This window comes from Duganella sp. S19_KUP01_CR8, assembly GCF_036688705.1.
Lineage (GTDB): Bacteria > Pseudomonadota > Gammaproteobacteria > Burkholderiales > Burkholderiaceae_D > Rugamonas.
Window position 1 is genome coordinate 19,196 of the sequence record NZ_JAQQPR010000030.1, and the last position, 13,934, is coordinate 33,129.

The 13,934-nt window shown below is 67.1% G+C and carries 12 protein-coding genes; 4 read left to right on the plus strand and 8 right to left on the minus strand.

The window, feature by feature from the left end:
• Window positions 1-2 precede the first annotated feature (2 nt).
• Genes V6M89_RS24810 through V6M89_RS24820 form a run of 3 tightly spaced genes read right to left on the minus strand, consistent with a single transcriptional unit; the run spans window position 3 to window position 3,402 of the window.
• Window positions 3-1,430: an efflux transporter outer membrane subunit gene (locus tag V6M89_RS24810; RefSeq protein WP_332855707.1), complete on the minus strand. Its 1,428-nt coding sequence runs from the start codon at window positions 1,428-1,430 to the stop codon at window positions 3-5.
• Window positions 1,431-1,453: 23 nt separating this feature from the next.
• Window positions 1,454-2,971, minus strand: a complete 1,518-nt coding sequence (locus V6M89_RS24815) for an MDR family MFS transporter (protein ID WP_332855708.1) — start codon at window positions 2,969-2,971, stop codon at window positions 1,454-1,456.
• Window positions 2,968-3,402 (minus strand): MarR family winged helix-turn-helix transcriptional regulator, encoded by a 435-nt coding sequence (locus V6M89_RS24820; protein WP_332855709.1) that lies wholly within the window; start codon window positions 3,400-3,402, stop codon window positions 2,968-2,970. The genes V6M89_RS24815 and V6M89_RS24820 overlap by 4 nt, the downstream gene beginning before the upstream one ends.
• A gap of 108 nt (window positions 3,403-3,510) precedes the next feature.
• On the opposite strand from V6M89_RS24820, the gene V6M89_RS24825 reads away from it, so the two are divergent.
• The 3 genes from V6M89_RS24825 to V6M89_RS24835 all read left to right on the plus strand — a co-directional run bounded on the left by V6M89_RS24825 (window position 3,511) and on the right by V6M89_RS24835 (window position 6,202).
• Complete coding sequence (locus V6M89_RS24825) at window positions 3,511-4,266, plus strand: transporter (RefSeq protein WP_332855710.1); 756 nt, start codon at window positions 3,511-3,513, stop codon at window positions 4,264-4,266.
• 110 nt (window positions 4,267-4,376) lie between these two features.
• On the plus strand, window positions 4,377-4,862 hold the full coding sequence (locus V6M89_RS24830) for a hypothetical protein (RefSeq protein WP_332855711.1): 486 nt from the start codon (window positions 4,377-4,379) through the stop codon (window positions 4,860-4,862).
• 35 nt (window positions 4,863-4,897) lie between these two features.
• On the plus strand, window positions 4,898-6,202 hold the full coding sequence (locus V6M89_RS24835; protein ID WP_332855712.1) for an NAD(P)/FAD-dependent oxidoreductase: 1,305 nt from the start codon (window positions 4,898-4,900) through the stop codon (window positions 6,200-6,202).
• On the opposite strand, the gene V6M89_RS24840 is transcribed toward V6M89_RS24835, so the two are convergent.
• Together V6M89_RS24840 and V6M89_RS24845 are read right to left on the minus strand one after the other, a co-directional pair.
• Window positions 6,189-6,920 (minus strand): sensor histidine kinase, encoded by a 732-nt coding sequence (locus V6M89_RS24840; RefSeq protein ID WP_332855713.1) that lies wholly within the window; start codon window positions 6,918-6,920, stop codon window positions 6,189-6,191. The genes V6M89_RS24835 and V6M89_RS24840 overlap by 14 nt on opposite strands.
• A gap of 77 nt (window positions 6,921-6,997) precedes the next feature.
• On the minus strand, window positions 6,998-8,620 hold the full coding sequence (locus V6M89_RS24845) for a response regulator (protein ID WP_332855714.1): 1,623 nt from the start codon (window positions 8,618-8,620) through the stop codon (window positions 6,998-7,000).
• A 226-nt stretch (window positions 8,621-8,846) separates the two neighbouring features.
• Between V6M89_RS24845 and V6M89_RS24850 the strand changes: the two genes are divergently transcribed.
• Complete coding sequence (locus tag V6M89_RS24850; protein ID WP_332855715.1) at window positions 8,847-9,245, plus strand: hypothetical protein; 399 nt, start codon at window positions 8,847-8,849, stop codon at window positions 9,243-9,245.
• Between the two features lie 20 nt (window positions 9,246-9,265).
• On the opposite strand, the gene V6M89_RS24855 is transcribed toward V6M89_RS24850, so the two are convergent.
• From V6M89_RS24855 to V6M89_RS24865, 3 genes are all read right to left on the minus strand, one after another.
• Window positions 9,266-10,240, minus strand: a complete 975-nt coding sequence (locus V6M89_RS24855; RefSeq protein WP_332855716.1) for a GGDEF domain-containing response regulator — start codon at window positions 10,238-10,240, stop codon at window positions 9,266-9,268.
• Between the two features lie 210 nt (window positions 10,241-10,450).
• Complete coding sequence (locus tag V6M89_RS24860) at window positions 10,451-12,682, minus strand: hybrid sensor histidine kinase/response regulator (RefSeq protein ID WP_332855717.1); 2,232 nt, start codon at window positions 12,680-12,682, stop codon at window positions 10,451-10,453.
• A gap of 134 nt (window positions 12,683-12,816) precedes the next feature.
• On the minus strand, window positions 12,817-13,644 hold the full coding sequence (locus V6M89_RS24865; RefSeq protein ID WP_332855718.1) for a response regulator: 828 nt from the start codon (window positions 13,642-13,644) through the stop codon (window positions 12,817-12,819).
• Between the last annotated feature and the right edge of the window lie 290 nt (window positions 13,645-13,934).

Consider the following 13,934-nt stretch of genomic DNA (forward strand, 5'->3'; position numbering starts at 1 on the left):
TTTTATTTGGAGGCGGTGGCGGTGGGCGCTTCTTCGCGGTAGCCGCCGCCCAGCGCGTTCGTCAAAGCCACTTCGGCCAGTCGCTGGACTTGTTGCAGATAGAGGTCGGCGTCCTGCTGCTTGAGCAGCGCCAGTTGCGCGAACAGCACGCTGGCGCGGTCGCCTAGGCCGCGCTGCAGCCGTGCCTGTGCCGACGCCATCTGCGCGCGCGCCGCGCCGGTGGCCGCCGCCTGCTGTGCGATCTGCTGTTCGATGCCTTGCAGCTGTACGCCGTCCTGCGCGACGTCGCGCACGGCGGCGATCACCGCCTGGTTGTATTCGGCGATGCGTTCGTTGCGGCCGGTGCGGGCGCTGTCCAGTTGCGCGTCGAGGCGGCGGCTGTCGAACAGCGGCAGCGTCAGCGTCGGCCCGAGGTAGAACGTGCGGCTGGCCGCTTGCAGCAGGTTCTCCAGCTTGACCGTGTCCAGGCCGATGGAGCCGGTCAGGTTCACGTCGGGATAGAACGCCGCCTTGGCCGCGTCGATCTTGCTGAGCGAGGCTTCCAGCTTCCAGCGGGCGGCCTGCAGGTCCGGGCGCCGCGCCAGCAGTTCCATGCCGAGGCGGGCGGGCAGGGCGTGCGCCGCGTTGCCCGGCGCCTGCGGCTGGAGGTCGGCCAGCGCGCCGCCGTCGGCGCCGATCAAGGCGCGCAGGGCTTCGCGTTCGCGGCCGATGTCGGCGTTGAGTTGCGCCTGCTGCTTGCGGATCAGGCTCAGCTCCGATTCGGCGGCGCGTTGCTCGTCGTTGACGGCCAGGCCGCCGGCGATGCGTTTGGCCTTGTCCTGCACCAGCGCCGCTTGCGCGGCCGCCAGCTGTTCGGTGTTGGCCAGGCGCGCCCACGCGCCTTGCAAACGGAAGTAGCTTTGCGCGATGGCGGCGGCCAGCGCGCGTTCCGCTTCGGCGTAGGCGGCGCGGCCGGCGTTGAGCTCACCGACGGCTGCGGCGACCTGCGCGCGGTTCCTGCCCCACCAGTCGAAGTTGTAGCGGGCGTCGAGGCGCAGCGTCTCGGCATTGAACCAGGCGCCGCCGATCGGCGCCGGGAACAGGCCGGTGCCGGAGTAGCGCTGGCGGTTGGCGCCGGCGTAGCCGCTGACATCCAGCCCCAGGTCGGCCGCGCTGCGCGACAGCGCCGAACGCGCGCTGCCGATCTGCGCCGCCGCCACTTCCAGCGTCGGGCCTTCGGCCAGCGCCTGCTTGATCAGCGCATTCAGTTGTTCGTCGTGGTAGGCGGTCCACCATTGCGCGTCCGGCCAGCCTTCCTTGGCCAGCTTGATGCCGGCCGACAGTTCGGCGCCGGCGATGTCGCGCCTGGCCAGCGGATGCGGGTCCGGCGCGATGTGGGCGCAGCCGGCCAGCGCCAGGGCGGCGGCCAGCAGCAGGGTGGTTTTTTTCACTTGAGGTTCCAATCGTTTCATCATCACTCCATCGCCGCGTGGTCGATCGCCGGCGCCACCTGTTTGGCGGGCGGACGTATCAACAGCAACAGCGGTATCACGCACAAGGTCAGGATCATCATCAGCCAGAAGTCGTCCACGTACGAGATCATCGAGGCCTGGCGGGTGATCTCGCCGTTCAGCGCGGCCGCCGCTTCCGGCGTGGCCAGGTTGTCCAGCAGCGACGGATTGACGGTGGTGATCTTCTCGGTCAGCGCGGCGTGCATGGCCTGGGTGTTCCGCACCAGCAGCGTCTGCACCATCGCGATGCCGATCGAGCTGCCGATATTGCGTATCAGGCTGTAGATGGCCGTGCCCTCGGCGCGCATCTCAGGCGACAGCGTGGCGAAGGTCGCGGCGCTCAGCGGCACGAACACCAGTCCCAGGCCCAGTCCCTGGATCACGCCCGGCCAGACGATGTCGCTGCGCGACAGCACCAGCGTGTAGCCGGTCATCTGCCACAGCGAGAAGGCGGTGATGGCGAAGCCCAGTCCCAGCAGCAGGCGCAGGTCGAACTTGCCGACCAGCCGGCCCACCACCATCATCGCCACCATGGTGCCGATGCCGCTCGGCGCCGTCACCAGGCCGGCGACGGCGGCCGGATAGCCCATCAGGCTTTGCAGCATCGACGGCGTCAGCGCGCGCGAGGCGTACAGCACCAGGCCGACGATGAAGATGAACAGCAGGCCGCTGACGTAGTTCGCGTTCTTCAGCAGCCGGTAGTCGAAGAACGATTTGCCGGCTGGCCGCAGCGCGGTGTGCGCGACGAAATAGGCGAAGCTGAGCGCCAGCACGATGGCTTCCACCCAGGTCTCGGTGGCGGCGAACCAGTCATTCTGTTCGCCGCGGTCGAGCAGCATCTGCAGCGCGCCGATCGACAGGCTGAGGGTGGCGAAGCCGAAGGCGTCGAACGTCATCTTGCGCGCGCCGGGCACGGGGCGGATGTAGCGCCAGATGCCGTAGAACGCCAGCGCGCCGACCGGCACGTTGATGAAGAACACCCAGCGCCAGTTGTAGCTGTCGGTCAGCCAGCCGCCCAGGGTGGGGCCGAGGATGGGGCCTATCATCACGCCCATGCCCCACACGGCCATGGCCGAGCCGTGCTTTTCGCGCGGATTGATGTCGAGCAGCGTGGCCTGCGACAGCGGCACCAGCGCCGCGCCGAACACGCCTTGCAGCAGGCGCGCGGCGACGATCTCGGCCAGCGAGCCGGACAGCCCGCACAGCACCGAGGCTGCCGTGAAGCCGGCCACCGCCGTCAGGAAGATGTTCTTCTGGCCGAACCGGTCGCACAGCCAGCCGGTCAGCGGCGTGGCGATGGCGGCGGCCACGATGAAGGAGGTCAGCACCCAGGTGATCTGGTCCTGCGAGGCCGACAGGCTGCCCTGCATGTGCGGCAGCGCGACGTTGGCGATGGTGCCGTCCAGCGCCTGGATGATGGTCGCCAGCATGATCGAGATGGTGATCATGCGGCGGTTGATTGCGCCTGCGGCCGGGTTCATATGCGCGATTCGAGATCGGTCAGCATGGTCTCCAGGAATTCGGTGACGATGCGCAGCAGCGCAGGATCGGTGCTGCCCAGCAGTTCCAGCCGCACGGCCGAGGCTTCGGTCCAGACGGTTTTGTAGATTTCCTTGCCGGCCTCGGTCAGGCTGACCAGCTTGACGCGGCGGTCGGTCTCCGACGGCGTGCGCAGCATGTAGCCGGCCTTGACCAGGCGGTCGATGGTGGCGACCATGGTCGGGTCCTCGACGCCGACACGGGCGGCCAGCCGGGTCTGCGACGGCGGTTCTGTTTCCTTGGCGGTGTAGGCGATCGCCATCCAGCTGGCCTGGCTGATGCCCAGGTGCTTGAGGCGGCGGTCGATGGCCAGGCGCCAGGCGCGGGCGGTGCCGTGCAGCGCGGCGGAGAAGCGCTCTTCGATAGAAGACATACCATTCACCTGCTAATAGTTAGGATTCGAACTATTATTCTAGCATGGGTGTTTTCCCTTCGGCAAGCGACGTGCTACGCTGGCGTCATAGCCAAACAAGGAAATCCCATGAAACCGTATCTCGCCGCCGCGCTCTGCCTGTTGCCGCTGTTTTGCCTGGCCGAAGACGGGCCGCCGATCACGCCTTATCGGCCATCCGTTTCCAGTCCGGCGCAGCTGCCGGCCGCCGGCCAGCTGGAGCTGGAGCTGGGCGGCTTGAGCAGCAAGTCCGATGACGGCCGCCGCAACAGCCTGCCTTACGCGCTCAAGCTGGGCTTCAACGAACAATGGGGCATCGTGCTCGGCGGCGAAGCCTATGTGTCGGCGCCGGATGGCAACGGCGGCCATGCGCGCGGCATCGGCGATACCTTGTTCGTGCTGAAGCGCGCCTTCGCGCTGGACGAGGGCAGTGCGCTGGGCCTGGAGCTGGGCGCCAAGGCCCCCACCGCCAGGGACAGCATCGGCAGCGGCCGCGCCGACTACAGCCTGAACGGCATCTACAGCCAGGACATGGGCAGCGTCCACATGGACGCCAACCTCAACGCCACCCGCCTGGGCGCCTACGACGCCGGCACCGGCCGGGTGCAGACCGGCTTGTCGGCCTCGTTCTCGACGCCGGTGAACGAGCAGTGGGGCGTGACCGGCGAATGGTCCGGCACCCGCCGCAGCGGCGCGGCCAGCACCGCGCAGGTGCTGGTGGCGTTCAGCTACAGCCCCAGCAAGCGGCTGACCATGGACTTCGGCGCGGCGCATGGCTTGAACCGGGCCTCGCCGAACTGGGCTTTCTTCAGCGGGGTGGTGTTGCCGCTGGCGCAACTTTGGTGATGCATTGTGGTTTTTTGTGTACGCTAGCGTACGGATAGTCGGGGCTGGGTTTGTTACTATTCCAATTGAGCAAGTTCGCTCAGCCAAGATTACAAGAAAAGAAGGCCCAAATGAAAACCAAGATTCTTGCCGCCAGCCTGTTGGCGTTGTCTTCCGCAGCCTTCGCCAGCGACGTCGGCGTTTCCATCAACATCGGCCAACCTGGTTTTTATGGCCGCATCGATATCGGCGACTATCCGCAACCGCAGGTGATTTACCGTCAGCCGGTGATCGTCCAGCGTCCGGTACGCTACGTGGAGAGCGCGCCGATCTACCTGCGCGTGCCGCCGGGCCATGCCAAGCATTGGGACAAGCATTGCGGCGCCTACAACGCCTGCGGCCAGCGCGTGTATTTCGTGCAGGATGGCTGGTACCAGAATCAATACGTGCCGCGTTACCGCGATCGTCATGGCGATGGCCGCCACGAGGAGCGCCACGACGACCGTCGCGATGACCGTCGCGATGACCGCCGTGACGACCGCCGCGATGACGACCACGGCAAGGGCCACGGCCATGACAACGGCAATGGCCACGGCAAAGGCCACAACAAGGACTGATCACGCGGCGCCAGCCGCCGCCACAGGAGAAACGTTTGCAGAGTCAAATCTTGATCGTAGGTGGCGGGGCAGGCGGGCTGGAGCTCGCTTGCAAGCTGGGCCGCAAGCTGGGCCCGCAGGCGGTGTCGCTGGTCGACAGCCGCCTGTTTCATATCTGGAAGCCGTCGCTGCATGAAGTGGCGGCCGGCACGCTGGACGTGCACCAGGAAGGCCTGTCGTACCAGATGCTGGCGCACGACAACGGCTTCACCTTCGTCTACGGACCGATGCTGGCGCTGGACGCCGGACAGCGGCAACTGACCGTCGGCGCCATCTACAGCGGCGACCATGGCCAGCACGAAGAAGTGCTGCCGCAACGCCTCATCGGCTACGACTCGCTGGTGCTGGCGATCGGCAGCACCTCCAATTATTTCGGCGTGCCCGGCGCGGCCGAGCACACCATCTCCCTGAACGCCACCGAAGACGCCGAACGCTTCCGCCTCACACTGCTCAAGCTGCTGACCCAGGCCGAGCTGCAGAAAAGCACCCGTCCCGAGGCCGGCGTCGACATCGTCATCATCGGCGGCGGCGCCACCGGCGTCGAGCTGGCGGCCGAACTGCGCGAGGCCAGCGGCGTGTATGCCGCCTACGGCTTCCGCCAGCTGCGCGCCGAGCGCGACGTGCGCATCACGCTGCTCGAAGGCGCGCCGCGCATCCTCGCGCCCTTGCCGGAAAAAGTATCGGCGGCCGCGCTGGAGTTGTTGCATCAACGCGCCATCCAGGTCGTGACCGCCACCCGCGTGACCGCCATCGCCGCCGACGCGGTAACGGCCGGCGACGTCGTCTACCCGGCGCAGCTGGTGGTGTGGGCGGCCGGCATCAAGGCGCCGGACATCCTCAGCCAGCTGGGCCTGCCGACCAACAAGTCGGGACAGATCGAAGTCGACGCCCGCCTGGCCGTTCAAGGCCATGCGGGCATTTACGCATTGGGCGATTGCGCCGCCTGCGCCGGGCCGGACGGCAAGCTGGTGCCGCCGCGCGCGCAGGCCGCGCACCAGCAGGCCGACTACCTGGTCGAGACTTTCATACGCCAGCGGCGCGGCAAACCGCCGCAGCAACAGCCGTATGTGTATCGCGACTATGGTTCGCTGGTGTCGGTCGGCCAGACCACGTCGGTGGGTAGCCTGATGGGATCGCTGAAGGGATTAAGCTGGTTTGTCGACGGCCTGGTGGCGCGGCTGATGTATGTCAGCCTGCACCTGATGCACCACCGCGCCGTGCTCGGCACGGTGCGCACTGCAGTGCTGGCGCTGGCGCGCTTCCTGATCAAGCGTAGCACGCCGCTGGTTAAACTACATTGACCGGCTTGGGCAGGATCATGGTCAGCGTCATGCCGCGCTCGGCGCCGTTCGCCAGGGTCAGCGTGCCGCCCAGGTAGGCGGCCCGCTCGCGCGCGGTGCGCAGGCCGAACTTGCCTCCGACCTGACTCAGCAGCGCCGTCACCGGCCGGTCCAGGCCGATGCCGTTATCCTTCACCGTCAGCATCACTTCGTCTTCGTTGTCGTCGACGATGACGTCCACCTCGGACGCCCGCGCATGGGCGACGATGTTGCGCAGCGCTTCCTCCAGCGTGTGCAGCAGCACGATGCCGTGGCTGCGCGGGCAGTCCAGTTCTTCTTCCGGCAGGCTGCAGCGCGCGGTCAGCTGTTGCTGCTGGCCGAACTGCTGAACCGCCTCGTCCAGCGCCACCCGCACGCCGAGGAATTCCAGCTTGTCGTTCCACAGCTTGATCTGCATCTGGCGGTTGGTTTCGACGATCTGCAGCAGCAGCTGTTTCATGTGGGCGGCGCGGTCTTGCAGCGCCGGGTCCTGCGGCATCTTCTGCATCAGCAGGCCCAGGTGCATGGTCAGCGCCGTCAGCGATGAACCGAGGCTGTCGTGCAGCTGGCGCGACAGCGAGCGGCGCTCGTTGTCCCAGCAGGTGTGGACGTGGCCGAGCAGGTCGCTCAGGTCGGCGCTGCGCAGCGCGTCTTGCTGGCCGGGCGCTTGTTGCTGTTGTTGTGGTGCCGGGACGGACATGGTTTTCTCTGTTAGGGCGTACTTTGTGGGGCGATCATACCCGAGCTTTGCAAGTCGTGGCGCACTCTGGCTAATGCTCACTGTTTGATGGCGAGCGGGACGTAGCCGCCGATCACATCGGCCAGTTGGTCGATGTCCACCGGCTTGACCAGGTGGCGGTCGAAGCCCGCGTCCAGCACGCGCCGCAGGTCTTCGGCCAGGCCGTAGCCGGTCAGCGCGATCAGGCGGATGTGGCTGGTGACCGGGTCGGCGCGCAGGCGGCGCGCCACTTCGTAGCCGTCGATGCCGGGCAGGCCGATGTCGATCAAGGCCACGTCCGGCTGCTGGCTGGCGGCGGCCGCCACGCCTTCGTTGCCGTCGGCCGCCGCATGCACTTCATAGCCGTAGCAGCTGAGCATCATGGTCATCATTTCGCGGCCGTCGTCGTTGTCCTCGATCAGCAGGATGCTGGGCATGCCGTGCTCGCTGATCGGCGCGGCCGGCGCCGGCGCCGCCGTCGGCTGGTGTTCGATGCGCGGCAGGCGCAGCGTGAAGGTGCTGCCGCCGCCCGGCCCCTTGCTTTCGGCGGCGACGGCGCCGCCGTGCAGATCGGCCAGCCGGCGCACCAGCGACAGGCCGATGCCCAGGCCGCCCTGCGAGCGGTCCAGCGTGCTGGAGCCCTGCACGAACACGTCGAACACATGCGGCAGCAGGTCGGCGGCGATGCCGACGCCGGTGTCGCGCACGCTGAGCACGACGTCGTCGTTCTCGGTCCAGGTGCGCACTTCGATGCGGCCGCCGGCCGGCGTGTACTTGAGGGCGTTGTCGATCAGGTTGCTGGTGATCTGTTCCAGCCGGGTGGCGTCGCCGTCGACCCAGCCCGGGTCGAGGTCATTGACCAGCTGGTAGTCGGCGCTGCGGCCGGTGGTGCGGTAGGTTTCCAGCGTTTGCCCGACCAGCGCCGCCAGGTCCAGCGGCGCGCGGTTGAGCAGGATCTTGCCCGACATCGCGCGCGACAGGTCGAGCAGGTCGTCGACGATGCGGCCCAGGTGCTGGCTCTGGCGCTGGATGATCTTCTTGGCGCGCGTCACGCCCTCGGCCGACACGCCGGGCAGGCCGATCAGCGACGCCGCGCTGCTGATGGCCGACAGCGGATTGCGCAGCTCATGGCCCAGCATGGCGAGGAACTCGTCCTTGGCGTGGTTTTGCCGTTCGGCCGACTGCCGCTCCTCGATCTCGCGCGTCAGGCGCAGGTTGGTGGCGGTCAGCTCGGTGGTGCGCTGGCTCAGCTGGCGCGCCTGCTTCTTCAATTCCTCGTTCTTGGTGGCCAGCGCGACAAACACCGCCACCTTGGCGTACAGGATCTGCGGGATCACCGGCGTGAACAGGAAGTCGACCGCGCCGCGCTGGTAGGCCTTCAGCCGGTCGAGCTCGTCCGCGAGGAAGGCGGTGATGAAGATGATCGGGATGTCGGCCGAGCGGGCGCGCTGGTGGATCGCTTCGGCCGTTTCAAAGCCGTCCATGCCGGGCATGTTCACGTCCAGCAGGATCACGGCGAAGTCGTGCATCAGCACCTGGCGCAGCGCCTCCTGGCCCGAGCGTGCCGCCAGTACCTCGTAGGACTCCTGTTCCGCCCACTGGGTGAGCAGGCTGGTCAACGCGAACAGGCTGTTGGCATCGTCGTTGACAACCAGGATTTTGGGCTTTTCTGTTTTAGGCACGGGGTCTCTGCACACTGCTGGAACGGCGAAATCTTCGCGGCCTTGAAGCTGCCAGAGAAGCAAGAAATACACGCGAAATCATGATATCAATTGCCTATATGAATGTCAAAAACGCCCGGTCAATCGAACGCGGCAGAGGATAGCCGACGCAGTGTTCGATTCCGTACAGACCACGGCAACCCGGGCTGCGACAGTGGTGGCTTAACACCAACGGAAAGGACGCATCATGAATATCGATACTGTCGTAGACAAAGAGTACCTGGGCCAGAGCTTCCGCGCGCTGGCCGACGCCCCGACCAGTGCGCTGCGCGGCCTAAGCGCCAAGGATGCCAAGGCGCTGGCGCAGTCCTTCAATGTGCACACGGTGCGCGAGCTGGCCAACCTGGAGTTCGTCAAATGGGCCGCCGCGATCACCACGCTGGCCGAGCACGAGCAGGCCACGCCGGAAGAACAGGCCAAGGAAACCCTGCTGGACGGCGGCCTGGAGATGACTTTCCCGGCCAGCGATCCGGTGTCGGTGGACGCCGGCATCACCCGCATCGAAGTGGCGCCGGAGAAGGTCGACGCGCATGACGATCACCAACACGCCGGCAAGATGGAAGAAGACGCCGCACACCCGGTGTGAGGCCAGTCGGTCCCGGCCGCTCAGGCCGGGGTCGGCGACATGATGTGTTGTGGCGCCGGCGTGCGCATGGTTTGCGCGGTGCAGCAACGGTTCTTGCCGGAGCGTTTGGCTTGGTACAGCGCGCTGTCGGCCGCCGCGATCACCGACGCCACCTGGTCGGCGTCGTCGGGATAGATGCCGATGCCGATGCTGGTCGACAGCTGCAAGGTCAGGCCGTTGATGATGTAGGGCTCGGAGACCGCCTCGATCAGTTTGCTGGCCGGCTCCTGGGTATCGCCCAGCTGCGCGATATTGCCCATGACGATGACGAATTCGTCGCCGCCGACGCGGGCCACGGTGTCTTCCTTGCGGGCGCAGCCAACCAGCCGCTGCGCCACCATTTTCAGGATCTCGTCGCCGGCCGCGTGGCCGTGGGTGTCGTTGATCGCCTTGAAGCCGTCCAGGTCCAGGTACATCACGGCCGCCTTGTTTTGCTGGCGGGTGGCGTGTTGCAGCACGGTGGCGATGCGGTCTTCCAGCAGGCGGCGGTTGGGCAGGCCGGTCAGCGGATCGTGCAGCGCCAGTTCCTGCTGCTGGCGGCTGTACTGGGCCAGCTCCTTGTACAGCAGGCGCACTTCCAGCATGTTGTGGATGCGCTTGTGCACTTCCAGCAGGTCGAACGGCTTGCTGATGAAGTCGCGCGCGCCCGCTTCCAGCGCGGCGATCTTGAAGCTCGGCTGCGCGGTCAGCGCCAGCACCGGCAGGTAGCCGCCTTGCTCGATCTCCTTCAGGCCCTTCATGACCTGGAAGCCGTTCAGGCCCGGCATCTGCAGGTCCAGCAGGATCAGGTCGTAGCAGTGCTGGCGGTGCAGCGGACATACCTGCTCCGGCAGCATGGTGGAGGCGACATCGGTATAGCCAGCTTCGCGCAGGATCTCCAACATCAATTCGACGTTGTCGGCGCTGTCATCCACCACCAGGATCTTGGCGTTCAGGATTTCGTCTCGGCTCGGCATAATGGTCTCTGTCTGTCTCAAGTTGGCCATTCTGGCCGGAAAAATGATAGTCCCACGATCTTAGCGCATGCATCTGTGCTGCGGCGCACATCTGCACGTTGTATTTCCACATGGAAACTAATTGTACCTGCTTTTTAGAACTTTTGTAGTTTATCAACTGAACTTCAGATTGCTTGTAGGACATTGCCGCGTCTGCAAGTAGGTCGTCGGTCAGGCGTGGCGGTGGGCCGCCCCCATCGCCGCCACCTTGGCGATCAGCTCGTTGGGCTCGACCGGCTTGGAAATATGCGCCAGGAAGCCGCTCGACAGCGCCCGGATGCGGTCCTCGGAGCGGGCGAAGGCGGTCAGCGCGATGGCCGGCAGGTCGCCGCCGCGCGCCGGCCCCAGCGCCCGGATCCGGTCCAGCAGGCCGTAGCCGTCCACCTCCGGCATGCCGAGGTCGCTGAGCATCAGGTCCGGCCGCGCGTGTTGCAGCAGCGTCAGCGCCTCGCCGGCGGTGGCGGCGGTCAGCACGTCGGCGTTGCAATCGTTGAGGATGCGCTTGATCAGTTCGCGGGCGTCGTCCTCGTCGTCGACCACCAGCACCTGCAGGCCGGACAGGTCGTGGGCGAGGGCGCGGCGCTGGGCGCCATCGCTGCCGGCGCCGAGCGGCTCGTTGCCGCCCTGGCGGCGCGGCAGGCGCACGGTGAAGCAGGCGCCGCGGCCTTCGCCCTCGCTGGCGGCGTCGACCGTGCCGCCGTGCTGCTCCACCAGGTGCTTGACGATCGACAGTCCCAGGCCCAGCCCGCCGTGCTTGCGGGTGGTGGTGGCGTCGGCCTGGCGGAAGCGCTCGAATACATGTTCGATGAAAGCGGGGGCGATGCCGATGCCGTTGTCGCGCACGCCGATGGCGATCTGGTCGCCCTCGCGGCGGATGCCGACCCGGATGCGGCCGCCGACCGGCGTGAACTTGAGGGCGTTGGTCAGCAGGTTCCAGACGATTTGCTGCAAGCGGCTGGCGTCGCCGGCCACCATGCCGGGCGCCAGCTCGAAGTCGCGCTCGATGCGGATCTGCTTGGCCTCGGCGGCCGGGCGCACGGTGTCGATGGCGGCGGCGACGATGGCGGCCGGCGCCAGCGACAGCATTTCCAGCCGTACCTTGCCGGAGGCGATGCTGCTCATGTCGAGCAAGTCCTCGATCAGCTGGGCCTGGGCGCGGGCGTTGCGCTCAATGGTTTGCAGGCCGCGGTGCAGGTCGGCCTGGTCGCGGCTGCCGCGCCGCAGCACCTGGGCCCAGCCGAGGATGGCCGTCAGCGGGGTGCGCAGCTCGTGCGACAGCGTGGCCAGGAATTCATCCTTCATCTGGCTGGTGCGTTCGACGTCGGCGCGCGCCTGGCGTTCGCTGTCGAGCAGGATCTTGCGCTCCTCGGCGGCCTGTTGCGAGGCTTCGTACAGGCGCGCGTTGTCGATCGCGACGGCGGCCTGGGCGGCGATGCCGCCGATGATGCGCTCGGTGCGCTCGCTGAACATGAACGGTTCCGGGTGGCCGAAGAACAGGCAGCCGATCACCACGCCCGAGCGCAGCGCCACCGGCACCGCCAGGTAGCTGCGCACCGGCGGCTGGCCGGGCGGCAGCCGGTGGCAGGGCGAGTCGCGGCCGTAGCGGGCGTCGGCCGGCCAGTCGTTGCTGCGCACCGTGCCGTGCGTGCACAGCTCGGCGCTGGACAGGGCGCCGTCGCCGGGGCGGCCGAAGTCGGCGCAGCCGGCCGGGGCGCCGCTCGACACCATGTGCAGCTCACGCGCGCGGCCCTGGCCGTCGACGCCGCGGTAGAAGAAAGCGCCGAAACGGGCCCCGCTGATGCTGGTGGCGGCGTCGGTCACTTCCTGCAGCAGCGGATGCAGGTCGCGGGTCGAGGCCAGCGCGTTGCCGGTGCGGTTGACCAGTTCCAGCACGGCGGTCTCGTCGCGCAGCGCTTCCTGCACCCGCTTGACCTGGTCGACGTCGGTGCTGGTGCCGAACCAGCGCAGCACGCGGCCGGCGGCGTCGTGCACCGGGTTGGCGCGCGTCAGGAACCAGCGGAATTCGCCGTTGGCGCTGCGGATCGGCACTTCCAGTTCAAACGGCAGTCCGGTGGCGCGCGAGTGCTGCCAGCGCTCCTGCATCGGCGCGATGCAGTCGGGCGCGTAGACCTGGCGCCAGCCGTCGCCGCTCATTTGTTCGGGGGTGGTGCCGGTGTAGGCGTACCAAGGCTGGTTGTACCAGATCCTGGTGCCGTCCTGTTCGGCGATCCAGGCCAGCTGCGGCATGGAGTTGGCCAGCGCGCGCAGCTCCAGTTGGCTCTGGCGCAGCGCTTCCTGGGCGCTCAGCAAATCCTGCTGGGCGTTGCTTGATGCAGGGAGCGCGGCGTCGTCCGTCGGGGGCTCGGGCGTTACGGCGTCGGTGGGCTCGTGAGGAAGAATCATGTGGGGCTTCGGGCTGCCGCGCTGCCTGCGGCCGCCGGACGGCGGCCGTCTGCTCGCCAGGCTAACGCTCGACGTTTACGGTGACTTCATTGTAGCTCGATCTCCCCCCGTGGCTCCGCACGGTTGGCAGAGGGTCAGGCCGGGCGGGCGGCCATGCGCTGGGCGATCTGGTCCAGCGCGGCTTGCAGCTGTTCGATGTCGTAGGGCTTTTGCAGCGACTGGGCGGGGAATTCCAGGTGGCGGGTCAGTTCGTCGCCGTAGCCGGAGGCGAACAGCAATTGCAGCGCGGGCGCCTGCCTGAGCGCCTGGCGCGCCAGCTCGACGCCGGACATGCCGGGCAGGCTGACGTCGGTGAACAGGACATCGAAGGACTGGCGCGCCAGCTCGGGCAGGGCGTCCTCGCCGGTGGCGGCGGCGTGCACTTCGTGGCCCAGCGCGCGCAGGGTTTCGCAGACCAGGTAGCGGGCATCGGCGTTGTCCTCGACCACCAGCAGGTGCAGCGGACGCGCGACCTCGGCCGGCGGCGCGGCCTGGGCCGGCGCCAGCGCGCACAGCACGCCGCCGACCTGGCCGGCATCGGTACGCACCGGGGTGTAGTACAGGTCCAATGGCAGCTGGGCGACGCCGTTGTTGCGCCACGCCGGCAGGCTGACGCCGCGATAACTGGCGCCGTCGCCGGCCCAGGCCTGGCGCACCGCGGCGCTGTTCCAGCTCCACGCGGCCGGCTGGATCGACGGCACGCCGCCGCCGGGCGCGCGCAGGCTCGACAAGCCGATCAGCGCCGCGTAGGCGTCGTTGTAGACCATGATTTGTTCGGGGCCCCACATCAGCAGCATGGCCGTGGGGGAGTTGAGCAGAATATCCACCGTCAACCGCAGCGGCAACGGCCAGCCGGCCGGCTCGCCTAGGGCGGTGCGCGACCAGTCAGGGGAGGGCGGCGCGACGGCGGTGGGTGGTGTCATGCTGGGGCAACCTGTCTGTATTTGTCTTGGAAGGCAAAGCTGACCGCATCGTACACTAAAAAAAAAGCCCGCTACAGGAGCGGGCTAAATCTATTTCCTTGGAGGAGAATAGAGGAGACAGGTGAATGATGCTGCAATGCGGAAATGAAAGCAAATTTTTTCTGATGATAAGCGAGATCACTGGCGTGAATGAAGCTGCCCGCAAGCCTTGATATATCCGGGTTTGTGGACGAAACGGCCATGTTTTTTTCCGCAATTTAGCGCGCCGGATATACACTGTATGTCGACGC